Consider the following 24,474-nt stretch of genomic DNA (forward strand, 5'->3'; position numbering starts at 1 on the left):
CCACCCGCCATGTCTTGCACCGCCGCCCGGGCTGGGGCAAATCTGTCAAATGGCCAAGCTCTACTTCCATTACTCAACCATGAACGCGGGCAAATCGACCCTGCTGCTTCAGGCATCCTACAACTATAACGAACGCGGAATGCAGACCTATCTTCTGACCGCAAACTTCGATGACCGGTCCGGGGCTGGCCGCATCGGCAGCCGGATCGGGATTGCCGCCGAGGCCGACACCTATACGCAAACCGATGATCTGCATGCCAAAATCGCGACCCGCCTGGAACAGGGGCCATGCGCCTGCGTGTTGATCGACGAGGCGCAGTGGATGACCCGCGACCAGGTCTGGCAGCTGGCGCGCGCGGTCGACGATCTCGGTGTGCCGGTCATGTGCTACGGGCTCCGCGTCGATTTTCAGGGGCAGCTGTTTCCCGGCTCCGCGGCACTTCTGGCGCTGGCCGACGAGATGCGCGAGGTGCGTACGATCTGTCATTGCGGGCGCAAGGCGACCATGGTGATCCGCGTCGACGAAAGCGGCAAGGCCGTGACCCACGGGGCCCAGATCGAGGTTGGCGGGAATGACAGATACGTATCGCTCTGCCGGCGGCACTGGCGCGAGGAAACCGGGGATCGTGGCTGAGCTGACCCTCGTCTCCGGGTTTCCCGAGGATCAGAGAGAGCGGGTCGCGCGGCTTTACTGGCAGGCGTTCCGGGGCAAGCTGGGCCGGGTTTTGGGGCCGGATGACAAGGCGCTGCGGTTTCTGACGCCGGTTCTGCATGGTTCCCATGCCATATCCGCCCTGAATGCAGACGGCGCGCTTGTGGGTGTCGCCGGGTTTTCGACCCCTCAGGACACGTTTGTCGCCGGAACCGAAGCCGACCTTTGCAAGGTTTACGGACGTTTCGGGGCGATGTGGCGCGGCTTGCTGCTGGAGATGCTGGACCGGCCCAGATCGACGGAGATCCTCGTGATGGACGGGATTTTCGTGGCGCCCGAAGCCCGTGGGCAGGGCGTCGGCTCGGCGCTCCTTGACGGCATCGTCGAGGAGGCGAAAGCGCGCGGCTTGGCGGGCGTGCGTCTGGATGTGATCGACTCCAATCCGCGGGCAAAGGCGCTTTACGTGCGCAAGGGCTTCGTCGCCTGCACACCGCAAAAGCTGGGAGCCCTGAAATGGGTCTTCGGCTTCTCGTCGGTCACGCCGATGATCAAGCCGGTCTAAACCGGGTTCGGCAAGGGCTGGCCATCCGCCAGGGCGATGACATTGGCCAGCGCCATCCGCCCCATCGCCTCGCGCACCTCCAAAGCCGCCGTGCCGAGATGCGGCAACAGGGTGACGTTCTCCATCCGTGTCAACGCTTCGGGAACCGCAGGCTCGAACTCGTAGACATCAAGCCCCGCCCCGCCGATCCGGCCGGATTGCAACGCGGCGACAAGCGCCGTCTCGTCGATGACGTCGCCACGCGAGATGTTCACCAAAATGGCGTGGGGCCGCATCGCCGCCAGCACATCGGCATCTATGTGGTGATGGGTTTCCGCGCCGCCCGGCAAGGCGATCACAACGATATCCGCCGCGCTCACAGCCTCAGGGAGAGACAGGCGGTCGGCCGGAAAATCGAGCGTCTTGGCGGAACGGTTGGCATAGACGATCCGGCAGCCGAACCCGAAATGGCAACGCCGTGCAATCGCCTGACCGATCCGGCCCATGCCGATGATCGCAACGGTCTTCCCGGTGACATGCAGGCCCAGCATCTGGGTCGGGTGCCAGCCCGTCCACCGGCCCGCCCGCACCATTCGCTCGCCTTCACCGGCGCGACGGGCGGTCATCAGGATCAGCGTCATCGCGATATCTGCGGTGGCGTCGGTGACCGCGCCGGGCGTGTTGGTGACCGCGACTCCCGCGGCCTCTGCGGCGGCGGTGTCGATATGATTGTACCCCACCCCGAAATTCGCCAGAAGCCTGCATCGCGGCGATGCGGCGGCAGCGAAAACCTCCGCGCCGAAGGCATCGCCAAGGGTCGGGATCACGGCATCCTGTTCAGTCAGTGCCGCGATGCAGTCCGCCTGCGTCATCGGACCGTCCCCGGCACGGTCAGTAACATCGAAGCGCGCCGCCGCCGCGGCCATGACACTGTCGGGCAGCCGGCGAGAGATCAGCAGTTTCATCAATGCATCCTCTGCCCGTTCTCGACCGGGATATCGGGCGCCAAAAGGACGATCCCACCTTCCGGGTCGGAAACACCGAGGACCAGAACCTCCGACCGCATGGGGCCGATCTGGCGGGGGGGAAAGTTCACGACGGCCATGACCTGCCGGCCGACCAGCGCCTCGGGCGTATAGTGGGCGGTGATCTGGGCCGAGGACTTCCTCTCGCCCAGATCCGGCCCGAAATCGACCCAGAGCCTGATTGCCGGTTTCCGGGCCTCGGGGAAGGGTTCGGCGCGGGTGACCGTGCCTACGCGGATATCGACCTTCAAAAATTCATCGAAACTGATCTCTGGCACCGGCCTACCCTTTCAGCGCGCGGGAACGGTCGGCGGCGGCGGTGACCGTGGCCCGCATCAAGGGGCCGAGCCCCGTTCGAGGATCCATCAAAACCTCCAGCCCGGCCTGGGTTGTGCCATTGGGAGAGGTCACGTTGACGCGAAGCTGTTCGGGGGTTTCCCCGGCGGCCATGGCGAGTGCGCCAGCCCCGGCCACCGTGGCCTTGGCCAGATCCATCGCCATCTCATCGGGCAGACCTTCGGCCCGGGCGGCGGCGGCCAGCGCATCGATCATGTAGAACACATAAGCGGGGCCCGAACCGGACACGCCCGTTACCGCGTCGATCTGGTCTTCGGTTTCAAGCCGGACCACCTGCCCCACAGCCTCCAGCAGGGCCGCGGCAAGATCCATGTCGTCCGCGTCGGATGCCCCGTTGCCGATAATCGCGGTAATGCCCTTGCCGATCGCGGCAGGCGTGTTCGGCATCGCGCGAACCACACGGGTGTTCTCCCCAAACGCGGCCTCGAAGGTTGCAACCGGTGTACCCGCAGCGACCGAAATCACCAGCGTACCTCCACCGCCGTAGCGGGCGAGCCGCGGCAGGGCGTCGTCCATCATCTGCGGCTTCACGGCGACCAGAGCGATTGCGGGATCGGCAGGCAGATCGGCGTTCAGATGTACGCCCCGCGCGCTCAACCAGTCGGATGGGTGCGGGTCAATCACCCACACCTTGCCGGACGGCAAGCCCTTGGCCAGCCAGCCCTCAAGCATCGCCGACCCCATCTTGCCACAGCCCAGCATCACCAGGCCACGGCGCTTTACATCAGTGAAATCCATCATCCCTCCGGCATTCGCCGCAGGTGAGACTAGGCCCGGCCAAAGCTCTCCGCAATGGCGACCTGCATCGCCTCGGACGGGGTTGAATCTCCCCAACAGGCCAGTTGGAAGGCCGGATAATACCGCTCGGCCGCCAGAACCGCCGTTTCCACCATGCAGGAAATCTGTTCGGGCGAGGCGAGTTGCTCCCCGGCCAGAACCAGCCCGTAGCGATACACCATCAGCCGTTGCGCATGCCAGTAGCTGAACGCCCCGGCCCAGCATTTGTCATTGGCAAGGTTCAGCGTTTCGTACAGCTTGCCCAGCATCTCTTCGGGCGGCTCCATATCGAAGGTACAGATCATCCGCAGGGTTTCGTCATAGGACGACCAGGCAAGCGTGACCGAATAGGTGCGCCACTGACCCTCGATCGCCATCGCAATCTGGTCATCGGCGACACGGTCGAAATCCCAATCGTGATGCGTGGCGATCGTCTCCACGATGTCGATTGGGTGGATCTCGTCGGTCTCGAAATACTGCTCGGAAAGTGACATTGCCCAGGCCTCTTTTTTGTTAGCAGCCTCGGCGGGGTCTGGTCTTTTCGACCATGACGCCCACTAGAAGCTGGGTGTCTAACCTATGGGTCGCCGGATTGATCCCGACCCCATACAAGATATGGTGGGCCGTAGAGCCGGGCCTGTAAAGCAGTATTTTCGTGAATTCGCGCGCAAAGCCCCGCGATGCGGCTCTATCCACAGAAATCTGAAAGTGGTCAACAGGCTGCGGTCAGGTGGCCGGGTCCGGCCGATCGTATCACGCGGAGGAGGCCAGTTTTTCGTGGTTGAGGCCCCGCCCCAGGCTTGCCCCGACCCATATCCCGACCGACCCGCAGATCGCCGCGGCAAGCAGCGAGTTCCAGACCGGAAACTGCCCTGCGGAGGCACCGCCCAAAGGCGCGGGAGACAGGATCGGCAGATACGATATCAGCACGCCGATGCCCTGGGTCGACAGCAGGCTGAGCAGGAATGCCGCCAGACAGGCGGAGGCGCCGGTCCAGATCGGCCAGAACCGCGGATGCGCCAGCAGGTCCCGCCGGATCAGGTGGCGGGCGAAAAGGACCGCGACCGTAAGCCCCGGAAGCCAGATGACGAAACTGATGCCAGTGCCGAGGATCAGGCCGAAAAAGGCCGAAAGCACAGCGCCCGAGCCGTAGAAGACGGCAAGGATGAACATTTGCGCGGCGACGATCACCCCGGTCCAGACGGCGCCGACAAAGGCGGCGCGGAAGACCGTATGAGCGACGGAAACAACCGGGTCTTGCGAGGGCAGATTGATGATCATGCCACCCGGTTTAGAGGCCTAATTGGCCAAAAGGATGGTCATGCCGGGATTACTTTTTGGCTTTGCCGGCCTCAAGCGTCTCAATCCGCGCTTTCAGCGCCTCATTCTCTTCCCTTGCCTTCTGCGCCATGGCACGGACGGCATCGAATTCCTCGCGGGTCACGAAATCGCGATCCGCCAGCCAGCGATCCATCATCGACTTCATCGCCGTCTCGGCCTCGTCCTTCGCGCCCTGAGCCACGCCCATCGCGTTGGTCATAAGCTGAGAGATATCTTCCATGATCTTGTTGCGGGTCTGCATCAGAGCCTCCATGTCGCCAAGGACTGATATGGCGGCGCAAGGCGCCTGGATCAAGGTTGACTTCGCCGCAGGCACACCCCATCCACTGGCCAATCACAGGCAACGGAGACCCCATGCAGGCCGCCATTCCCTTCCCCGACATTTCGCCGGAACTGATCTCGTTCACCATCGGAGGATTCGAACTGGCACTGCGCTGGTACGCCCTGGCCTATATCGCGGCCCTTCTGATCGGCTGGCGTCTGGTGGTAATGGCGGTCCGGCGTCCGGCACTCTGGCCGGGCAACACCGCGCCGATGACGCCGGAGCATGTGGAAAACCTGGTCACCTGGGTCATCATCGGGGTCATTCTGGGTGGGCGGCTCGGTTTCGTTCTGTTCTACCAGCCGAGCTATTACCTGCAGAACCCGGCGGAGATTCCGATGATCTGGCAGGGCGGCATGGCCTTCCATGGCGGGCTTCTGGGCGTGGTCATCGCAGGGGCGCTGTTCTGCCGGGTCCACAAGCTGCCGATGGCCAGCGTGGGCGACGCGATGGCGATGGCGACGCCGCCGGGGCTGCTTCTGGGGCGGATCGCGAATTTCATCAATGCCGAACTCTGGGGGCGGCCCACGGACGCGCCATGGGGGGTGATCTTTCCCGGAGAGTACGCGCAAAGCTGCCCCGGCCCGGTCGGTCTGGTGGAACGCGCCTGGGAAACGCTTTGCGCGCGCCACCCTTCGCAGCTTTATGAGGCCGGGCTGGAAGGCCTGCTTCTGGGCGCCGTGATCCTGTGGCTGATCTATCGCTGCGGCTGGCTGAAAATCCCGGGGCAGATCATGGGCCTGTTTCTGGCGGGCTACGGGCTTGGCCGGTTCATCGTCGAATACTTCCGTCAGGCGGACCCGCAATTCATCACGCCGGACAATCCGCTTGGCCACGTGATCTCGCTCAGCCCTGAAATCGGGCTCAGCATGGGGCAACTCCTGTCGCTGCCCATGCTGCTGATCGGCATTGCCATCATCGTCCTCGCCCGCAGGCGCGCCGCGTGACACCGCTTGGGCGTCGATTGATTGCGCGGATCGTCCGGACAGGACCGATTTCCGTCTCGGAATACATGACCGAATGCCTGCTCAATCCGCGCGACGGCTATTACACGACCCGCGATCCGCTCGGCACCAGGGGCGATTTCATCACCGCGCCCGAAATCAGCCAGATGTTCGGCGAAATCCTTGGCCTGTGGCTGGCGCAGGTATGGCTGGATCAGGGGCGTCCCCCCCATTTCGTGCTGGCCGAACTGGGGCCGGGGCGCGGGACGCTGATGGCCGATATCTTGCGCGCCACCGCGATCGTGGAAGGGTTTCACGCCGCGATGCGACTGGCACTGGTGGAGGCTTCGCCGGTTTTGCGGGCCCGCCAGAAGGCCGCCCTGCGGGGGCAGGAGCCGTTCTTTTGCGACCATGTCGGCGATCTCCCGGACGGTCCGCTCTTTCTTGTCGCGAACGAGTTCTTCGATGCCCTGCCGATCCGCCAGTTTCTGCGGGCGGACACCGGGTGGTATGAACGCCAGATCGGGACCGATGGCAGCCGCCTGTTCTGGGGGCTTGGCCCCGAACGGGGGATCGCGGCGCTGGATGACGTTCTGCAGACCAGCCCGCCCGGCCATCTGGTTGAACTGAACGCCCCCGCCCTGCCGCTGGCCGAAGAGATCGGCAGGCGCATCGCCAAGGACGGGGGCGCTGCACTGATCGTGGATTATGGCGATTGGGAAAGCCGGGGCGATACGCTTCAGGCGGTTGCCGGGCACGGCACGGTCGACCCGCTGCAGGATCCGGGCACCGCCGATCTCACCGCACATCTGGCATTCGGGCCGCTGGCCCGCGCCGCGGCGCCCGCGCGCGCCACCACGCTTGTCCCGCAGGGCATGTTTCTCGAACGCCTGGGGATCGGCATGCGCGCCGAAAGACTCGCCGCGAAACTGAGCGGCCCGGCGCGCGAACAGCATATCGCCGCCCACAAGCGGTTGACGCACCCCGATGAAATGGGAACCTTGTTCAAAGTCATGGGCCTTTGCCCGCCCGACGCCCCGCCATTGCCTGCCCTGGAGCCCGCTGCCCCCGATGTCCCCGGTCACGACACGCCTTGAGCCTCTGACCTCCAGCCTGCTGGACGGCGTGAGACATGGCTTCTTCACCCGGAAGGGCGGAGCCTCCTCGGGTGTTTTCGAGGGCTTGAATTGCGGCGGCGGGTCTTCGGATCAGGCGGAAATCGTCGCCATGAACCGGGACCGGGTGGCCGATGCGATGGGCGTCGACAGGAACCGCCTGGTGACGATCTATCAGGTGCATTCGAGCGATGCCGTTCTGGTCACCGATGGGCGCCCCGATCCGGTCCCCCGCGCAGACGGGATCGTTACCGCGACACCGGGCACCGCGATTGCCGTGCTGACCGCCGATTGTCAGCCCGTCCTGTTCGCGGACCCAATCGCGGGGGTGATCGGGGCCGCCCATGCCGGGTGGAAAGGCGCCCTGGACGGTGTGCTTGAACGCACGATCGAGGTCATGGTGGAGACCGGCGCGCGGCGCGAGGATATTCGCGCGGTGATCGGCCCCACGATCAGCCAACGCGCCTATGAGGTCGGTCCGGAGTTCATCGACCGGTTTCTTGACGACGATCCGGAAACCGCGCGCTTCTTCATCAACGGGCCGGGCGACAGGTATCTGTTCGATCTTCCGGCCTACGGGCTGATGCGTCTGCGCGCGGCAGGCATTGCGCAGGCGGAATGGACGCGGCATTGCACCTATTCCGACCCCTCGCATTTCTACTCCTACCGCCGGGCGACCCATGAGGGCGCGGCCGATTACGGCCGCCTTATCTCGGCGATTCGGCTTTAGCCCTTAGTGACCTCATCGGCCCATCTCTTTTGGCGGCCAGGCATCGCCGATTTGGGCAAGGTATGGGCAGGCCCTGCCGCGGCTCTGCCTCAAACCGGCCAGAGCGATCCATCGAATTTCATGAAAACCGAGTTGAAACGCACGGCGACGGGGCCACATTTTCGCCACGGATTTTTACGGGGAATTAGGATAAAAGTCGCAAGACTGCCCCATTGAATGTGCAGATTGTTGCAAGACGGGCAGCGCGCCCGGGCAAGCCACAAGATCTGCACAAAGGAACTGGGACATGGAAACGCGGCGTTGGATGACATCGGTTCTGGCTGAAAGCCGGAAAGACCTGATCCGGATGCCCTGGGAACGACAGGTCCGGGCAGAAAAGCGGGCGGAGACGGGCGAATTGCTCGACAAAGCCAGCTGAAACCATCGAGCGGAATGCTTGCAAGAGAGGGCGGCTAGAATGGCCGCCTTTTCTCTGTTCTGCGGCCGGGTCAGAGCGTGATCTCTGTTTCCAGCGCCTTGATCAGAGGTTGCAGATCGTTCTCGAACCGTCGCCACGCCTGTACGGAGCCGCGATTGATCGGCTGACGGATCTGCGCCACGCTCAGGGTCTTGACGGCCCGCCCGGTCCGCTCGGGATTGAGACAGGCAGGGTCCCAGCTCAACCCGCAGAAATCCAGAAGCTCGCGGATCTGCGGCTCCGGATCGTCTGTCAGCGCCTCGTACGAAATCACTTTCACACGGCCCGGCAATCGCTCCTGCCAGGCGGCGGTTACCGTCTCGAAAAGCCGAATGTACCGGCCGATCTCGGCCAGATCATAGGCGTAACGATGCAACCCGTCGGGAAACAGGTTCTTGTAGATAGACAGGCCCACATCGCGCGGGTCGCGGTCCAGCAGAATGAATTTTGCGTTCGGAAGGGCGCGGGCCACATGGCCCATCTGCGCGAAGGTAGAGATGGATTTATCCGTCGGGCGCCTCGGGCCCAGCCTGGCCCGCACCTTCTCGGCCCAGGCTGCGCCCGCCTTTTCCCAGGCCTCCGGAGAGGGGTGTCGCCCGGCGCTCTGCGCCTCGACCAATGGCGTGATCGTATCCCTGAACAAAGCCATTTCCCCGCCCGGGGTGACACCGGGATGGGCACCCAGAATCGTCTCCACCAGCGTTGTCCCCGACCGGGGCAGGCCGGTCACGAAAATCGGTGCGATATCGGAATACCCGTCGAATCGATCGGGCCCAAAGCTCCGCAGCCGTGACCGCGCCGTTTTCAGATCGCTGTCAAATCCATACGGAAACTTCCTCGCCGTGATCCGGTTGGCGACATTGAGATGGGCGAAAACCTCGTCATAACGCCCCTGATCCTCCAGCGCCTTGGCCAGGGCAAAACACATCAGCCGCCTGGCTTCCGGATCGCTGACCCCGTCGGCCAGCCGCGCCTCCAGCTCGGTCACATCCGGGGCACCCTTTGCCTGCTTGCGCCCGCGCATGAGCGCCAGCCACGCGCCGCCATGGGCGGGTGCGGATTGCAGCGCCGCGCGCAGGTCGGCCTCGGCCCTGTCCAGTTGGCCCAGGGTCTGAAACAAGGCCGCGCGGGCAACCCTGGGCACCGCAGCCGTCGGGGCCAGCGCAATGGCTTCGGTGAGGACGGACAGGGCGCCGTCATGGTCATCGGCATCGCCAAGCCGTGTTCCCATATGGGTCAGAACCTGCAGGGCCGGCCCGCCCGCCTTGATCGCGGCGCGATAGGTCTGTCTGGCTTTCTCGCCCTGCCCGGCGGCCAGCAGATCGTCGGCCCTGGCCACCAGCTCCGCCGCGGTCGATCTGAGGGGCACCCCCGCCGCCTTCGCCTGACGCAAGACCTTTTCGCGTTCCCCCTCGCGGCTGACCCGCGCAGGAGCCTGCCAAAGCGCGGGCTCCCTTGGCTTCAGCTTGAGCGCGCGCCGATACCATTTGGCTGCACCGGGCAGATCGCCCGTTCTGGCGCTGATCTCGCCCATCTGGAACATCGGCTCGGCCAGCGGTTTCTGCTTGAGAATATCCAGATAGCCTTTTCGGGCGTCGGCGAGCCGCCCGGCCTGCTGCGCCTTGAGCGCGGCCTGATACGCCTCGGATATGGACGGTTGCTTCGGCGGGAGTACCGGCTTCTTCATGCCGACTGGCTCAACCGATCCTCCATGACGTCAAAAGGCACACCCGGGTCGTCCTTGGCACCGCGGATCACCAGTGACGTGCGGACCGATGCGACATTGGGCGCCGAGGTCAGATGCTCGGTCAGGAAGGTCTGGAAGCTGCTCAGATCAGGGGCCACGCATTTCAGGATGAAGTCGATCTCGCCATTCAGCATGTGGCATTCGCGCACCAGCGGCCAGGACCGGCACAGGCTTTCGAAGGCGACCAGATCGGCCTCCGCCTGGCTGTGCAGCCCGACCATCGCGAAGACCTGCACCTCGAAGCCCAGTTGACGGGCATCGACATCGGCGTGATACCCCTTGATGTACCCCGCCTCTTCCAGCGTGCGAACCCGGCGCAGACAGGGCGGCGCGGAGATGCCGACGCGCTTTGCTAGTTCCACATTGGTCATGCGGCCATCGTCCTGCAGCTCGGCCAGAATCTTCCTGTCGATCGGGTCGAGCTTGCTGCCTGCCATGGATAACGCCCCTTTTCGCTTCGCCGGATGTCAGAATCATCCCGATTCAAGACAGGTGACGCAACAATATTTCGCATCTGCGCAACATATGGAAGAGCCCAGACCCAATTGCAAGGCTTTCCACGGCGGCATTGGCAAACCCTTTATTCCACCCGCGGTGATCGTTATATCGCGGGAACCAAGGCTCGTGCCATCCTCTGTCGAAAGCTGCCATCCCATGTCCGACACCCGCCATTCCCCCGTTCTGATCATCGGTTCCGGCCCTGCAGGCTATACCGCCGCGGTCTATGCCTCCCGCGCGATGCTGAAGCCGGTACTTGTGCAGGGCATCCAGCCCGGCGGACAGCTGACGATCACGACGGATGTGGAAAACTGGCCCGGCGACAGCAGTGTGATGGGCCCCGATCTGATGGTGCGGATGGAAAACCACGCCAAGGAGATGGGAACCGAGATCGTCAGCGATCACATCATGTCTCTGGATCTGTCGGCCCGGCCCTTCACCGCCGTCGGCGACAGCGGCACGACCTACACCGCCGATGCGGTCATTCTGGCCACCGGCGCACAGGCGAAATGGCTTGGCCTCCCGTCTGAGGAGCATTTCAAGGGGTTCGGCGTGTCGGCTTGCGCCACCTGCGACGGGTTTTTCTACCGTGGGCAGGAGATCGTGGTGATCGGCGGCGGGAACACGGCGGTCGAAGAGGCTCTGTTTCTGACCAATTTCGCCTCCAAGGTGACCCTGATCCACCGCCGCGACAGCCTGCGCGCGGAAAAGATCATGCAGAACCGGCTGTTCAAGAACCCCAAGATCGAGGTGCTCTGGAACCATACCGTCGAGGAGATTGTCGGCACGGACGAGCCGCGGGGCGTCGAGGGCGTGCGCGCGAAACACGTGGAGACCGGCGAGATCACCGAGATCCCGTGCAAGGGCTTTTTCGTCGCCATCGGCCATTCGCCCGCGACCGAACTGGTCAAGGATCAGCTTGAGATGCACAATGGCGGCTACGTGAAGGTGGAGCCCGGCTCCACCCGCACCTCCATTCCCGGCGTGTTCGCCGCCGGGGATCTAACCGATCACATCTATCGTCAGGCGGTAACCAGCGCCGGGATGGGCTGCATGGCGGCCCTGGACGCCGAGAAATTTCTGGCCGAGCAGGATGGCGAGACCGTCACCGACGCCGGTGTCTACGCCGTTGCGACCGACGCGGCCGAATAGGCGAACGCACGTCCCCCCGGCGGGTTTAAAACAACACATTTCGTCCCGATTTCGCCGACGCGACACCGGATCGCTTGAATATGGCCATATTCCAGCACTAGAGAGCGGGGTCAGGGGCGGCTCCGGGGCCGTCTCACGTGTGTTGTCCCGTTCAAATTCGGAAGCCAGAGTATATGCCCATCCAACCGCTTGCCCCGATCCCCGAGCTTTTTGTCTCCTACGAGTCCGCCCTGAAACTGAAAAACGAGGCGGCCGATCTGCCAAGCTGGGATATGACGCCGCGCCAGATCTGCGATCTGGAACTGCTCATGAATGGCGGGTTCAGCCCGCTCAAGGGCTTTCTGACCGAGGAGGATTACACAAGCGTCGTGGAGACGATGCGCCTGGCCGATGGCACATTGTGGCCAATGCCGATCACCTTGGATGTCAGCCAGGGTTTCGCCGATGGCATCGAACCCGGGCAGGATATCGCGCTGCGCGATCAGGAAGGTGTGATCCTCGCCATCCTCTCTGTCGGCGACAAATACACGCCCGACAAGGCCCGCGAGGCCGAGATGGTCTTTGGAGCCGACGATATCGCGCATCCGGCCGTGAACTATCTGCACAACGTCGCGGGCCCGGTCTATCTGGGCGGCGCGATCACCGGCATCCAGCCGCCTGTGCATTACGATTTCCGCGCCCGCCGCGATACGCCGAACGAATTGCGCGCCTATTTCCGCAAGCTTGGCTGGCGCCGTGTCGTTGCCTTCCAGACCCGCAATCCGCTCCATCGCGCGCATCAGGAACTGACCTTCCGCGCGGCAAAGGAAGCGCAGGCAAACCTGTTGATCCACCCGGTCGTCGGCATGACCAAGCCGGGCGATATCGACCATTTCACGCGGGTCCGCTGTTACGAGGCGGTGCTGGATCAGTACCCCTCCGCGACCACGACGATGAGCCTTCTCAATCTGGCCATGCGCATGGCCGGCCCGCGGGAAGCCGTCTGGCACGGGCTGATCCGCAAGAACCACGGCTGTTCGCATTTCATCGTCGGGCGGGACCACGCGGGCCCCGGAAAGAACTCCCAGGGGGAGGACTTCTACGGGCCCTATGACGCGCAGGATCTGTTCAAGGAATATGCCGACGAAATCGGGATCGAGATGGTCCCCTTCAAGCACATGGTGTTTGTGCAGGAGCGTGCCGAGTATCAGCCCGCGGACGAAGTGGCCGAGGACTCCACGGTTCTCAACATCTCCGGCACCGAGTTGCGCCGTCGCCTTGCCGAGGGGCTGGAAATCCCCGACTGGTTCAGCTTCCCCGCCGTTGTGGCCGAATTGCGCCGCACCCGTCCGCCCCGATCGCAACAGGGTTTCACCGTGTTCTTCACCGGGCTTTCCGGGTCGGGCAAATCGACCATCGCCAACGCGATGATGGTGAAGCTGATGGAAATGGGCGGACGCCCGGTGACACTTCTCGACGGCGATGTGGTGCGCAAACACCTGTCTTCCGAACTGGGATTTTCGAAGGAGCACCGCGATATCAATATCCGCCGGATCGGCTATGTCGCGTCGGAGATTACCAAGAATGGCGGTATCGCGATCTGTGCGCCCATCGCGCCCTACACCGCAACGCGCCGCTCCGTCAGGGAAATGGTGGAAGCCTACGGCGCCTTTGTCGAGGTGCATGTGGCCACCAGCCTCGAAGAATGCGAACGCCGCGACCGCAAGGGGCTCTACAAGCTCGCGCGGGAAGGCAAGATCAAGGAATTCACCGGAATTTCAGACCCGTATGAAGCCCCCGAGGCCGCCGAACTTGTTGTCGACACCGAGGGGACGGAAGTCGATTTCTGCGCGCAGCAGGTTTTGCTGAAGCTGGAAAGCATGGGTCTGATCGCGGGCTGACCGCAGAAGGCGGGGGTGCCCCCCCAATCACCCTTCGGCACCTCCCGTGGGCCGCGCAATCCCAAACGGCAGACGGCGGACCGGGGGCTCCCCGCTACTGGTCTGCGGCGGGCTCGGTCGTGCCCTCCGGCGCGGCCTCGGTCGTGTCGGGCTCGGCGGCAGGTGCCGGTGCGGGCGTGGCGGCGTTTTCGGTTGCCTCCGACAACCTGCCATCCTGCCATTCGCCTTCGACCACCTGACCGGTTGCATAGGTCATCGTGCCGATCCCCTGACGCCGGCCATTCACGAACACGCCTTCATAGACATCGCCATTGGCATAGGTCGCGACACCGGTTCCGTTTATCTCTCCATCCGCCCATTCCCCGGTGTAGGAGAACCCGTCGGGCATCCGCAGGGTTCCCGTACCCGAACGCTGACCTTCGGCAAACCCGCCGTCATAAATGGTGCCGTCGCCATAGGTGGCGATCCCCTGCCCGTGGCGCAGGCCGTTTTCCCACGCGCCTTCGTAGCGGTAGAGAAACTCGGGCACGTCATACCCCGGCCCCGCCGCCGCGGCGGCCTCGGCATCATATTCGGGATTGGGCTGCGTCATCACGCCTTGCCCGTGCTGACGGGCGTTCAGGAACTGACCTTCGTAAACCAGCCCGTTGGCATAGCGTGCAATCCCGAACCCCTGGATGACGCCGTCGACCCAGTCTCCTTCATAGCTGGACCCGTCTTCATAGGTGATGGTGCCGCGCCCGTGTGCCAGATCGTTGCGGAACATACCCTGATAGATCGATCCGTCCGGGTAGGTAACCTGCCCTTCGCCTTCGATCCGGCCTTCGGTCCATTCACCCACGTAAAGATATCCGTCGGCCCCGGTAAACGTGCCCTGACCGTGGCGGCGGTCATCGGCAAACTCGCCTTCATAGACATCGCCGTTGGAATACCGCACCACGCCCCGGCCCTGTCGCTGGCCATTGATCAGCGTGCCTTCGTAGACATCTCCATTGGGTTGGGTCAGCACACCCTCGCCGTTGATCTGCCCGCCGGCCCATTCCCCTTCGTAAACGACACCATCGGCCATCTCCAACCGGCCGGTTCCTGCCCGCTGTCCGGCCTCGAACTCGCCTTCATAGACCGCGCCATCGGGATAGGTGATCGTTCCGCGGCCCTCCTTCAGGCCGTTGTTCCATTGACCCTCGAACCGGTAGCCATTGGGGCTTTCCATCACGCCCGTCCCGTGATGCAGCGCATTCTGAAATCCGCCCTCATAGCGCACGCCATTTGCATAAAGCGCCACACCCTGCCCGTTGATCAGGCCGTCCGACCACTCCCCCTCATAGGTGGACCCGTCGGCAAATGTGATCATCCCGAAGCCTTCGGGCCGTCCGGCGGCGAAGGTGCCCTGATAGATCGACCCGTCGGGAAAAACCGCGCGCCCCTGGCCGCGGATCTCGCCGTCGACCCATTCTCCGGTGTATTCATACCCGTTGGGCAGCCGATAGGTGCCCTGCCCGTGCTGAACGCCGTTGCGGAACTCGCCCTCGTAGATCCCGCCATTGTCGTAGATCTCGATATCCACCTGCGCGGCGGCGGCACCAGACAGCACCAGACCAAACGCTGCTGCCCCGGCCAAATGTCGGATCATGCCCCACCCCGGCTTATGCACGTTACGCTCTCCCCGTTTCGATCTTGTTGTCCTGATCCGTCCCAAACCTAGGTGAGGACCCGGGGCCTCGCAATGCATTTCACGGGCAAGAGCTGCACCATGGCTTGGCCCTGCGCGCCGTTCTGCTAAACCAGCCCCATAGAGATTGCCGAAAGTGTGACCCCGATGGCCCAGACCTTCCGCCTGACCCTGGCGCAACTGAACCCCACCGTGGGGGACCTTGACGGCAACGCCGCCAAGGCGCGCGCGGCATGGCAGGAGGCAAAGACGGCCGGCGCCGACATGATCGCCTTTCCCGAGATGTTCGTCACCGGCTACCAGTTGCAGGATCTGGTGCGCAAACCCGCCTTCGCCGCGGATGTGCAGCGCGTGCTGCAGCAGCTCGCCGAGGATTGCGCCGACGGCCCGGCGATCGGCATCGGCGGCCCGCTGCCGGCTGCCGACAAGCCTTTCAACGCCTACTTCATTCTGCAGGATGGGCAAATCAGCGCCCAAGTGCTCAAACATCACCTGCCGAATTCGAATGTCTTCGACGAGAAGCGGTATTACCACGCCGGCGACCCGGCGGGACCGGTCAGGATCGGTCCGGTGCGGATCGGCGTGCCCATATGCGAAGATGCGTGGTTCGAGGATGTCACCGAGACGCTCGCCGAAACCGGGGCCGAGATCCTGCTTGTCCCGAACGGCTCGCCCTACCACCGCGGCAAGTTCGCGCTCCGTCAGATGTTGATGGTGTCCCGCGTGGTCGAAACCGGGCTGCCGCTTGTCTATCTCAATCTGCTTGGTGGCCAGGATGATCAGGTCTTCGACGGCGCCAGTTTCGTGCTGAACCCCGGGGGCGTGCTGACCCATCAGATGCCCGCCTTCGAGGAAGGGCTCTTCCACGTCGATTTCGAAGAAACCGATGCAGGCTGGCGCGCACTGGATGCAGACAAGGCCAAGCTTCCCGATGCCTGGGAATCCGATTACCGCGTGATGGTGGAGGCGACGCGCGATTACCTCGCCAAGGCCGGGTTTTCCAAGGTCGTCCTCGGGCTCTCGGGCGGGATCGACAGTGCGATTGTCGCGACCATCGCCACCGATGCGCTTGGCGCGGAGAATGTGCGCTGCGTCATGCTGCCCTCGGAATACACCTCCGAAACCTCGCTGGAAGACGCCGCCGATCTGGCGAAACGGCTTGGCACCAAACTCGACACCGTTCCGATCTCGGGGCCCCGCGCCGCAGTGACCGAGGCCCTGGGCCCGCTTTTCAACGGGACACAGCCGGGCATCGCAGAGGAAAACATCCAATCCCGCCTGCGTGGCGTGATCCTGATGGCGCTGTCGAACAAGTTCGGCGAGATGCTGCTGACCACAGGCAACAAATCCGAGGTCGCGGTGGGCTATGCGACGATCTATGGCGACATGGCGGGCGGCTATAACCCGATCAAGGATCTCTACAAGACGCGGGTGTTCGAGACGTGCCGATGGCGCAACGCCAATCACCGGCCATGGATGAAGGGCCCCGAGGGCGAGGTGATCCCGCCACGCATCATCGAGAAGCCCCCAACGGCGGAGTTGCGCGAGAACCAGAAGGACGAGGACAGCCTGCCGCCCTACGAGGTGCTTGACGACATTCTGGAGATGCTGATCGACAAGGAAGCCTCCGTCGCCGATTGCGTGGCCAAGGGCCATGACCGGGAGACGGTGAAGAAAGTCGAACATCTGATTTATATCAGCGAATACAAGAGGTTCCAGTCCGCACCAGGCGCCCGCCTGACCGAGCGCGCCTTCTGGCTCGACCGGCGGTATCCGATCGTCAACCGGTGGCGCGACGACGGACAGGGCTAGGCTTGGGTCGGGAAACAGAGGCTGTTGGGGGCGGACCAATCGGTGCGGCCCACCCCGTTTTACTCTTCTTCAGGCTGCCGCGGGCAAGGGCTCGGGAGATCACGCCGCCCCGCAGCCGGTGTGATGGCCGCGGGGGGAAAGCCGGTTTCGCGCGCCTCGGGCGCGTTGGTCAGAAGGTGAAGGTTGCCGAGATCTCAAGCGTCCGTCCGGGCTGCGACAGGCCGTTGGGATAGATCTGATAGGTCTCGTCGAAGAGGTTGTCGACGCCGATGCGGAACGTGCCATTGGCCAGCGGGCCGCGGTCGGGAGAGAAGGTCGCATAGAGATCCAGCACCTCGTAGGAGGGTCCTACCGACCCGCCCGCCGGCACCCGGTCCTGCTCCGCGGCGAATGTCGCGCGCGCGCCGAGTTCCCAGGCATCATTCGGCCGGTAGCCGCCATGCAGCGTAAGCCGGTCCTGCGGGATCGAGCCGAGCCAGTCACCGTCATCGCCCTCGCCACGTGCGATGCCGATGCCCGCGCCAAGGAACCATGTTTCAGCGTCATACTCAGCCTCCGCCTCGAAGCCCCAAAGCTGGGCATCCACATTGCTGCTGCTGGTCGTGCCGCCAGGTACATCGACGATCTGCTCGATGTAGTTCTCCACATCCGCGAAGTAGACATTCGCCGCGAAACTCAGCCGGTCGTTTGACTGCCAGACGCCGCCACGCTCAAACCGGGCGCCAAGCTCCACTTGCGTGGACTCCTCCGGCTTCAGATCGGGGTTCGGCACGAAAAAGTTGTTCGGACGGCCCGGAAAATGCAGCCCCGAATTGTAAAGCTCGCTCAGCGACGGCGCACGGAAGGCCCGGGCAAGATTTCCGTAAACCTGCCAGTTTTCGACCGGCCGATAGCTGAACCCGATCCGCGGCGAGAAGAATGTCTCGGACACCTCGGCCAGCGCCGGATCATCCGGGTCGCGTTCGTACTGGTCGAATCGCAGGCCGGCGATCAGGTCGAATTGCGGGCTCAGTTCCATCGTGGCTTCGGTGAAGATGCCGATGGTCGTGGCCTCCGCATTGGGGAAGGACCCGCGCGGCGCGCCATCGCGGAGCCCCTCCTGCGTATCCCGGAACACTTCGAAACCGTAAACCAGATCGACGGGCACACCGAAATCAAGGCGCGATCGGTTGGTGACTTCCAGCCCGATCGTGTCATAGCGCGTTTCGTCCAGACGCGAGACGTCGACACGGTTTTCGGTGATATCGAGTTGTTCACCATAGAGCAGAACCGACAGGTCGACGGCATCCGAGCCGGAAGGTGCATAATCCCAGCTCAGCCGAAAACTCCGGACGCTTGCCTCCCGCTCTACGGTGGGGTTGCCAAGGCCCGGATTTCCACTGGAATTGGCCGGCGTCAGTCCCTCGTCCTCGAAGGCCGAGAAGCTCAGTTCGATCCGGCTGTCGGCGCTTGGCTCGAACCCGACCTTGATCAGGCCATTGACGAGGTCGATCTCCGAAAACGGGATCTCAACGCCGCCGCCGGACTCCATGTTTTCGCCAAGCTGGCGCGCACCAAGGAACAGCATCGCGTCCCATGCGCCCCAATCCGCGAAGACGGTCGAACTGGCGTTGACCGCATCCCCGTTCGACGAATAGCCAAGGCTGAGGCGGCCGCCCATGGTCTGCCCGGGCGCCAGCAGATCCGAGACATCGCGGGTTTCGACCGAGATGACGCCGCCAAGCGCCCCCGATCCGAACAGGGTCGAGCCCCCGCCGCGGATCACCTCGACCCGCTGCACCAGATCGGGGTCGATGAAGAACCGCCCCCGATGGGCCTGCCCGAAATTGAACCGCCCGCCATCGAAACGCAGCACGATCTGTTCGTCACGGAACCCGCGGATGTTCGGCTCCTGCGAGATGCCGCGCGGGCCACCATCTATCGACAGGCCGGGCACATCGCCGATCAGTTCCTGAAAATCGCCGGCCTGCCGGTTGTCCAGCGTCTCGCCTTCCACGACCGATACGGACACGGGCGTATCCAGAAGCGCGCGTTCGTCCCGGAAAGCGGAATTCAGCAGGATCGGATCGAGTGTGAAACCGTCGTCCTGCGCCTGTGCCTGCCAGGTGATCCCGGTTGCCACAAGTGCGGTGGTCATCGTCAATATGCCGCGATGCATCATATTCCCCCATGTGTTGACTGTCCCTGTCGCGGGACCTGCCATGGGGTGGGTCGCGAGCCTTGTCTGTCCTTTAAAGAATCCCGACAGATTAAGTCAAGTATTTGAGTGATGATATAGCCTACTCCGATCAACGCCTTCCGATCAGGACGTTAAATGTGCGTTGCGCCCCCGGCGGCGGGGCGGGAAAAGGGGTCACATTGCGCACAAGGTTCAGCGCCAGCCTGTCAAACTCCGCATTGCCGGAACTGTGCCGCACCGAGATAGCCGAGAGAGCGCCGGTATCGCCCACGGTGAAGACGATCATCGCTGTTCCTTCGAACCCCGTCGTGGGCCGGCGCAGTTGGCTCAGATGGCGGTTGATGAGGAGCGGATACTGAGCGGCCCCCTGGCCCGGCCGCGCGTTTTGGCCGGTGCCGGCTTCGCGACTTTGCGCGGAACGGCCCCGGGCTTCGCCGGCGGACTGACCGGCCCGGGCATTGGCGTCGGCATTACCTGGCGATGCCATTGCCGCGGGCGGCGGCGTGCGTGCAGGCTCCGGGGCCGCCGGGGCCGGTATGGGCGGGCGTTCGGCGCGCGGGATCGGACGCGGTGTGTCTGCGCCTGGGGTCTGTCCGACCGGCGCGATGCGGCCAGTCACCCGGTCCGGAACCGGCGCAGACGCCACCATCATCTCTGACGAAGGCGCAGCCGCCACCACCGTTTCCGGACGGGGGGCTGTGACCGGCGTGACGGGCAGAACCGGGATTGCCTCAGGGACAACCGGAGCAGAGCGTGCGCGCGCGACCTGTTCCGGCGCGGTCGGGCTTTGAGGGGTCGCTGACTGGACCGCGGCACGCGCAAGCGGCAAGGGAGCCGCCGCCCTGATACGATCCGCCACGGGTCCCATCGGGATCGTTTGCGCCCGATCCGGAGCGCGATGGGCCATCCCGGTTGCGGCATCCCTGAAATTGTCGCCGATCATGGCGATCTGTGCCGGGCCGCCGCCCGGCATGGAGACAGGTGCGGCCGGCGCGACAAGCAACCCCAGACCGTGGACAAAAACCGACGCGGCGCCCGCGAGCCCCGCCACCCAAAGCGTCCGGCCCCTCATCTGAGCCCCCGTTCGGTCACGATCCGGATATCCGATGCCCCGGCTGCGCGGAGTTCGCCCGCGATTTCGATCAGCCGGATGGCGGGCAGGTCGCGATCGGGGATCAGCCGCAGCGCGACCGCGTCTTCCTGCTCCGACAGGCGCGCGGCAAGATAGGCCTCCGAGGTGATTTCGGCGCCCCGGAACATCAGCGTGCCATCGGCCCGGATAACCGCCGCGTCGGGCGGTGAACGCCCCTCAAGCTGATCGGTTTTCGCCAGCCGGACCTCCCGGTCAAGGGGCGGCGCGACGGAGGCCGCGACGAGAAAGAAGATCAGCATCAGGAAGACGATATTGATCAGCGCAATCATCGGTTCGGCGCGGCGTCGTCTGCGGGGTGGGGCAAGGGCCATGGCCGCTATCCCAACACGCTGACGGCAAGCCAGGGTTCTGCCCGGAGCAGCACCAGAAGATCGACAAGACCTTGGGACGAGACCTCTTCGCTCACGGCCAGAAGCAGGGTGACGGTCTCGCCCGGCGGTCTGCGCTCGGACAGCGCGGCGGGCAACGTGTCCAATGTGACCGCATCACCGTTCAGGCTCAGCCTGTCGGGCTCCAGCCGCAGGAAAACCGGCGGTGATGCCCCCGGCTCGGCGCCGCCGCCTGCATTCTGCAACGGCAGTTCGGCAAAGCGGGTGAAGGTGGAACTGAGCATGAAGAACAGCAGGAGCAGAAAGATGACATCGATCAACGGGGTCAGCGCCGCCGGTCGCCGCCGGAACGCGGCCCCCCTAATGGGCATCGGCGAAGTCCATGCGCCCGTGATGGCCCTGCACCGCGGGTTGGGGGTTTCTGCGCGGGGATAGCGGCCTGAACAACGCCTCCAATGCCAGATCCGCGCGGGCCCGATCCCGCGCCGCGCGGCTTTCCAGCCAGGTGAGTGCCAGCGCCGTCGGCATGGCAAGAGCCAGACCCGCCGCCGTGGTCAGGAGCGCCACCCAGATCCCACCGGCCAGAACGGACGGGTCGACCGCATTGCCGGCGGCCTGCAGCGCACGGAACGCATCGATCATGCCAAGCACGGTTCCGAAAAGGCCCAGAAGCGGCGCGACCTGAGCGATGCTGTCGAGCAGACGGAAGCCGCTTTCGACCCTGGCCAGCCGCGCCTCCGCCATGGCGGCAAGCCGGGGTTTGAGCTCCGGGTCGCCCGCCAGTGCCTCGGCCAGAACGGGGGCAAGATGGTTGCGGCTTTCCGACAGCAGCATCGCGGCCTGTTCCCTCTGGCCCGCATCCCACGCGGCCATTGCCCCGTCTATCGCGCGATGCCGTCCGACACCCAATGTCATGAACTGCCACAGCTTGTAGAAGATCACCGCAAGAACCAGAACCGACAGGGCCAGCAGAAGCGCGATGACCGGCCCGCCCAGATCAAGCAGATCGGTCAGACGGTCGGTGGTGAATTGCAGGCCTGTCATCCGATCAGCTCCAGCTCGGTGCGTGTTTCGAACCGCAACCGTTCGGCGCAATCGGCAGGCCCGGCACATTCCGCGACACCGTTGATCAACACCCGGCCAAGCGTATCGCAGCGCAGCTCCGCCAGATCGAATTGCCGGACACGCGGCGTGCCGGCCGGCAGCGCCCCGAAATCGAACACCGTCAGTTGCGCCACCCGGCCCTCGGCATCGATCAGGACCGTTTCCAGCGCAAAGCTCCCGATATCCTCCGCAAGACCGTTCCGGGCCATGAAGGTCAACCGGCAGGCGCTGTCGATCTGGTCGACGCGGTTGAGCTCAAGCAGGACATCGGCGGCTGCGTCCTGTGCCTGCGCGGATGTCGCGGACGCAAACAGCGCCAGAGCGAACGATAAGGGAGAATAGGGTGAAAGCCGGGTGAGCATGTCCGCTCCTGCATCTGGAAACAGGGTTATGGTCAGGCTGGCACCAAACGGGCTTGCGCGATTTCGGGTCGATCGGGTCGGGGTTTTCATATCCCGACTTGATCCTCCTACGAAAACCGATAAAAACTGTCAAGAATAGCCAGGCCCGGTCTGCACAGACCGACACCCCGCATCTTTCGACTTTCATGCAAGAGGATACGGCCATGGCTTCCCCCGATACGATCGACGTCTCGATGTCTCCCGCAGCACTTCGCGACGCGATGGCTGAAAACACCGGCCTGCGCGCCCGCGATCTGGCAACAAAGCTGCGCGTCACGGAGGCGGAACTGGTCGCGGCGCAAGTTGGACACGGCGCAACCCGGATCGAGGCGCATCCCGACAGGTTGATGCCGGCGGTCTGCACCCTCGGGGAGGCTATGGCGCTCACCCGCAATGACAGCGCGGTGCACGAACGAACGGGCCGCTACGAAACATTTCATCCCGGCGCCCATGCCGCGATGGTTCTGGGCGCCGAAATCGACCTGCGGATCTTTCCATCAAGCTGGGTTCATGCCTTTGCCGTCACCAATCAAGGCGATACCGGCCCATCGCGAAGCCTGCAGGTGTTCGATGCAAGCGGCGACGCGGTTCACAAGATCTACCCGCGCGACGGGACCGATCTGGCCGCGTGGGACCGTCTGGTGACCGCGCTTGCCACCGGCGATCCCTCTGACCGGCTCATGCCGGTGGCACGTCAGGATGTCGAGCCTCCGCGCAGCCGACCGGAGAAGGCGGAGGAACTGCGCACTGCCTGGGCCAGAATGACCGACACACATCAATTCCTGCGTCTCGTTTCAAGGATGAAGATGAACCGTCTTGGCGCCTATCACATCGCGGGCGCGCCCTTTGCCGAAGCGCTGGCCCCCGGTGCCCTGAACGACGCGCTGATCGCGTGTTCCGAAAGCGCCATACCGGTCATGGTTTTTGTCGGAAACCGCGGCTGCATTCAGATCCACAGCGGCGGGATCGAGACGCTGAAAGCAATGGGGCCATGGCAAAACGTGCTTGATCCACGGTTCAATCTGCATCTGCGGCTGGATCATGTTGCCGAGACATGGCTGGTGGAAAAGCCCACGAAACGCGGGCCCGCTCTCAGCATCGAGGCATTTGATGCCAAGGGCGGCCTGATCCTGCAGCTTTTCGGGATGCGCAAGGAGGGCGCGGAAGATACTGACGCGTTTGGCGACATGACCCGCGCGCTTCCCCGCCTGCCGAAATCACCCGATAAGGCCTGAGGCGGCGGCGCCTCACGCAGGATGCGCCGTTTTGGCGCCGGCAAGCGGGACGTGCATGCCGGGATGGGCCCGCGGCCCGTCCCCTCAACTGAACTTCCGAAACAGCCGCGTCATGTCGAACAGTTCGTCCAGCTGGTCGAACCGCTTCTTCGTGTCGGGCCAGCAGTTTTCCTGCGTGGCGGCGATCAGGGCCTCCACAAGCATCATCGTTGCGATGTTGCTGTCCCATGCTGAGGGGATTTCGGCCCAGCAATTGAAGACGAGCTTCGCCCTTTTCGACACGGGCGAGGCCCACTGATCGGTGATCAGGATGATGTTCACATCGCGCGGCGCCACCAGTTCGGCCAGACGCTCGACATTTGTCTCGTAGCGGCGGACGTCGAAGACAAGCAACGTATCGCCGGGCTCCATATCCAGAACGTAGTGCGGCCATGTGGCCGAAGACGAGGTCATGTGGGTGACACGTTTTCGAATGGCCTGAAAATGGGTGAAGGCGTAATCGGCCAGGGCCCGCGTGATCCGCCCGCCCACCACATAGAGCCGGCCATCGGTATCCGACAGCATGTCGACCGCCTGATCGAACTGACCCAGATCCACATTGGCGAATGTATGTTCAAGATTATGGGTCACCGCTTCCGCGAAGCGGTTCAGAATATGGGAGTCGGGCGCGGCAGCCGCCCAGTTGGCACGGCGTTGCGTCGGGCCAGAGGCGCGCGCCTCAAGCTCGCGCAGAAGCGCCTTGTGGAACTGCGGAAATCCCTTGAAGCCCAGTTTCTGAACCATCCGCGTGACCGTTGGCGTTGAAACGCCTGCGTTTTCCGCCACGGCGGTGATCGAGGCCAGCCCGCCAGACGGATAGTTTTCAAGCAGCGCCTTGGCGAACTTCCGTTCCGATTGCGTCAGCGATGCATATTGCTCGTGGATCCGTTCACGCACTGTGACATCGGGTTTCGGCACCGATCCGTCATCCTTTCTCTGCTGTATTCTCAGGCAAACTGCCCCGGTCCAAGATGCTCTGCCCGGCCCGTCCGGTCACGACTGAAAATATATT

26 protein-coding genes are annotated in these 24,474 nt (G+C 63.9%); 10 read left to right on the forward strand and 16 right to left on the reverse strand.

The window, feature by feature from the left end:
* Positions 1-49: 49 nt before the first annotated feature.
* Both ACQ651_RS11690 and ACQ651_RS11695 read left to right on the forward strand, forming a co-directional pair.
* Positions 50-634 carry a thymidine kinase gene (locus tag ACQ651_RS11690; protein ID WP_430449354.1) on the forward strand — a complete coding sequence of 195 codons (585 nt, stop codon included), beginning with the start codon at positions 50-52 and terminating at the stop codon, positions 632-634.
* Positions 627-1,214 carry a GNAT family N-acetyltransferase gene (locus ACQ651_RS11695; protein ID WP_430449355.1) on the forward strand — a complete coding sequence of 196 codons (588 nt, stop codon included), beginning with the start codon at positions 627-629 and terminating at the stop codon, positions 1,212-1,214. Before ACQ651_RS11690 ends, ACQ651_RS11695 begins: the two co-directional genes overlap by 8 nt.
* Here ACQ651_RS11695 and ACQ651_RS11700 read toward each other — a convergent pair.
* The 6 genes from ACQ651_RS11700 to ACQ651_RS11725 form a co-directional block, all read right to left on the reverse strand.
* Positions 1,211-2,158: a 2-hydroxyacid dehydrogenase gene (locus tag ACQ651_RS11700; RefSeq protein WP_375551680.1), complete on the reverse strand. Its 948-nt coding sequence runs from the start codon at positions 2,156-2,158 to the stop codon at positions 1,211-1,213. The two genes, ACQ651_RS11695 and ACQ651_RS11700, sit on opposite strands and share 4 nt — an antisense overlap.
* Positions 2,158-2,496, reverse strand: coding sequence for a tRNA-binding protein (locus ACQ651_RS11705; protein ID WP_227285104.1), 339 nt, complete (start codon positions 2,494-2,496; stop codon positions 2,158-2,160). The genes ACQ651_RS11700 and ACQ651_RS11705 overlap by 1 nt, the downstream gene beginning before the upstream one ends.
* Before the next feature lie 4 nt (positions 2,497-2,500).
* Positions 2,501-3,313: a pyrroline-5-carboxylate reductase gene (gene proC, locus ACQ651_RS11710; RefSeq protein ID WP_430449356.1), complete on the reverse strand. Its 813-nt coding sequence runs from the start codon at positions 3,311-3,313 to the stop codon at positions 2,501-2,503.
* Positions 3,314-3,342: 29 nt separating this feature from the next.
* A complete protein-coding gene (locus ACQ651_RS11715; RefSeq protein ID WP_227285106.1) occupies positions 3,343-3,846 on the reverse strand; it encodes a YbjN domain-containing protein in 504 nt (167 codons plus the stop codon).
* A 259-nt stretch (positions 3,847-4,105) separates the two neighbouring features.
* Positions 4,106-4,633, reverse strand: a complete 528-nt coding sequence (locus tag ACQ651_RS11720; RefSeq protein ID WP_227285107.1) for a hypothetical protein — start codon at positions 4,631-4,633, stop codon at positions 4,106-4,108.
* 49 nt (positions 4,634-4,682) lie between these two features.
* The gene (locus tag ACQ651_RS11725; protein WP_227285108.1) at positions 4,683-4,934 is read right to left on the reverse strand and encodes an accessory factor UbiK family protein; all 252 of its coding nucleotides are present in this window, start codon (positions 4,932-4,934) and stop codon (positions 4,683-4,685) included.
* 113 nt (positions 4,935-5,047) lie between these two features.
* On the opposite strand from ACQ651_RS11725, the gene lgt reads away from it, so the two are divergent.
* The 4 genes from lgt (at position 5,048) to ACQ651_RS11745 (ending at position 8,222) form a co-directional block, all read left to right on the forward strand.
* Positions 5,048-5,962 (forward strand): prolipoprotein diacylglyceryl transferase, encoded by a 915-nt coding sequence (gene lgt / locus ACQ651_RS11730; protein WP_430449357.1) that lies wholly within the window; start codon positions 5,048-5,050, stop codon positions 5,960-5,962.
* Positions 5,959-7,056, forward strand: a complete 1,098-nt coding sequence (locus ACQ651_RS11735) for a class I SAM-dependent methyltransferase (protein ID WP_430449358.1) — start codon at positions 5,959-5,961, stop codon at positions 7,054-7,056. Before lgt ends, ACQ651_RS11735 begins: the two co-directional genes overlap by 4 nt.
* Positions 7,031-7,804, forward strand: a complete 774-nt coding sequence (pgeF, locus tag ACQ651_RS11740) for a peptidoglycan editing factor PgeF (RefSeq protein ID WP_430449359.1) — start codon at positions 7,031-7,033, stop codon at positions 7,802-7,804. The genes ACQ651_RS11735 and pgeF overlap by 26 nt, the downstream gene beginning before the upstream one ends.
* A gap of 286 nt (positions 7,805-8,090) precedes the next feature.
* Positions 8,091-8,222, forward strand: a complete 132-nt coding sequence (locus ACQ651_RS11745) for a hypothetical protein (protein WP_267898159.1) — start codon at positions 8,091-8,093, stop codon at positions 8,220-8,222.
* Positions 8,223-8,292: 70 nt separating this feature from the next.
* Here the strand turns inward: ACQ651_RS11745 and ACQ651_RS11750 are convergent, their stop codons facing one another.
* Together ACQ651_RS11750 and ACQ651_RS11755 are read right to left on the reverse strand one after the other, a co-directional pair.
* Positions 8,293-9,948: a sulfotransferase gene (locus ACQ651_RS11750; protein ID WP_430449360.1), complete on the reverse strand. Its 1,656-nt coding sequence runs from the start codon at positions 9,946-9,948 to the stop codon at positions 8,293-8,295.
* Positions 9,945-10,445 carry an Lrp/AsnC family transcriptional regulator gene (locus ACQ651_RS11755; RefSeq protein WP_121899172.1) on the reverse strand — a complete coding sequence of 167 codons (501 nt, stop codon included), beginning with the start codon at positions 10,443-10,445 and terminating at the stop codon, positions 9,945-9,947. The genes ACQ651_RS11750 and ACQ651_RS11755 overlap by 4 nt, the downstream gene beginning before the upstream one ends.
* A 217-nt stretch (positions 10,446-10,662) precedes the next feature.
* Here ACQ651_RS11755 and trxB point away from each other — a divergent pair, with 217 nt between their 5' ends.
* Positions 10,663-11,658 (forward strand): thioredoxin-disulfide reductase, encoded by a 996-nt coding sequence (gene trxB, locus ACQ651_RS11760; RefSeq protein ID WP_227285113.1) that lies wholly within the window; start codon positions 10,663-10,665, stop codon positions 11,656-11,658.
* 173 nt (positions 11,659-11,831) lie between these two features.
* Entirely contained in the window at positions 11,832-13,538 is a 1,707-nt protein-coding gene (locus ACQ651_RS11765) for a bifunctional sulfate adenylyltransferase/adenylylsulfate kinase (RefSeq protein WP_430449361.1), read from the forward strand.
* 94 nt (positions 13,539-13,632) lie between these two features.
* Here the strand turns inward: ACQ651_RS11765 and ACQ651_RS11770 are convergent, their stop codons facing one another.
* On the reverse strand, positions 13,633-15,171 hold the full coding sequence (locus ACQ651_RS11770) for an MORN repeat-containing protein (RefSeq protein WP_227285115.1): 1,539 nt from the start codon (positions 15,169-15,171) through the stop codon (positions 13,633-13,635).
* A 186-nt stretch (positions 15,172-15,357) separates the two neighbouring features.
* Between ACQ651_RS11770 and ACQ651_RS11775 the strand changes: the two genes are divergently transcribed.
* Positions 15,358-17,022 carry an NAD+ synthase gene (locus ACQ651_RS11775; RefSeq protein WP_375551674.1) on the forward strand — a complete coding sequence of 555 codons (1,665 nt, stop codon included), beginning with the start codon at positions 15,358-15,360 and terminating at the stop codon, positions 17,020-17,022.
* 169 nt (positions 17,023-17,191) lie between these two features.
* Here the strand turns inward: ACQ651_RS11775 and ACQ651_RS11780 are convergent, their stop codons facing one another.
* The 6 genes from ACQ651_RS11780 to ACQ651_RS11805 all read right to left on the reverse strand — a co-directional run bounded on the left by ACQ651_RS11780 (position 17,192) and on the right by ACQ651_RS11805 (position 22,149).
* Positions 17,192-19,159, reverse strand: a complete 1,968-nt coding sequence (locus ACQ651_RS11780) for a TonB-dependent hemoglobin/transferrin/lactoferrin family receptor (protein ID WP_430449362.1) — start codon at positions 19,157-19,159, stop codon at positions 17,192-17,194.
* 151 nt (positions 19,160-19,310) lie between these two features.
* Positions 19,311-20,273, reverse strand: a complete 963-nt coding sequence (locus ACQ651_RS11785) for a TonB family protein (protein ID WP_430449363.1) — start codon at positions 20,271-20,273, stop codon at positions 19,311-19,313.
* Positions 20,270-20,665, reverse strand: coding sequence for an ExbD/TolR family protein (locus ACQ651_RS11790; protein ID WP_227285119.1), 396 nt, complete (start codon positions 20,663-20,665; stop codon positions 20,270-20,272). The genes ACQ651_RS11785 and ACQ651_RS11790 overlap by 4 nt, the downstream gene beginning before the upstream one ends.
* 5 nt (positions 20,666-20,670) lie before the next feature.
* Complete coding sequence (locus ACQ651_RS11795) at positions 20,671-21,054, reverse strand: ExbD/TolR family protein (RefSeq protein ID WP_430449364.1); 384 nt, start codon at positions 21,052-21,054, stop codon at positions 20,671-20,673.
* Positions 21,044-21,727, reverse strand: a complete 684-nt coding sequence (locus ACQ651_RS11800) for a MotA/TolQ/ExbB proton channel family protein (protein ID WP_227285121.1) — start codon at positions 21,725-21,727, stop codon at positions 21,044-21,046. The genes ACQ651_RS11795 and ACQ651_RS11800 overlap by 11 nt, the downstream gene beginning before the upstream one ends.
* Positions 21,724-22,149, reverse strand: a complete 426-nt coding sequence (locus tag ACQ651_RS11805) for a hypothetical protein (protein ID WP_430449365.1) — start codon at positions 22,147-22,149, stop codon at positions 21,724-21,726. The genes ACQ651_RS11800 and ACQ651_RS11805 overlap by 4 nt, the downstream gene beginning before the upstream one ends.
* Before the next feature lie 203 nt (positions 22,150-22,352).
* Between ACQ651_RS11805 and ACQ651_RS11810 the strand changes: the two genes are divergently transcribed.
* Positions 22,353-23,423, forward strand: coding sequence for a hemin-degrading factor (locus ACQ651_RS11810; protein WP_430449366.1), 1,071 nt, complete (start codon positions 22,353-22,355; stop codon positions 23,421-23,423).
* An 84-nt stretch (positions 23,424-23,507) separates the two neighbouring features.
* Here the strand turns inward: ACQ651_RS11810 and ACQ651_RS11815 are convergent, their stop codons facing one another.
* Positions 23,508-24,380: a MurR/RpiR family transcriptional regulator gene (locus ACQ651_RS11815; protein ID WP_430449367.1), complete on the reverse strand. Its 873-nt coding sequence runs from the start codon at positions 24,378-24,380 to the stop codon at positions 23,508-23,510.
* Positions 24,381-24,474: the final 94 nt, after the last annotated feature.

Source organism: Rhodophyticola sp. (genome assembly GCF_965284195.1).
Classification (GTDB): Bacteria; Pseudomonadota; Alphaproteobacteria; order Rhodobacterales; family Rhodobacteraceae; genus Rhodophyticola.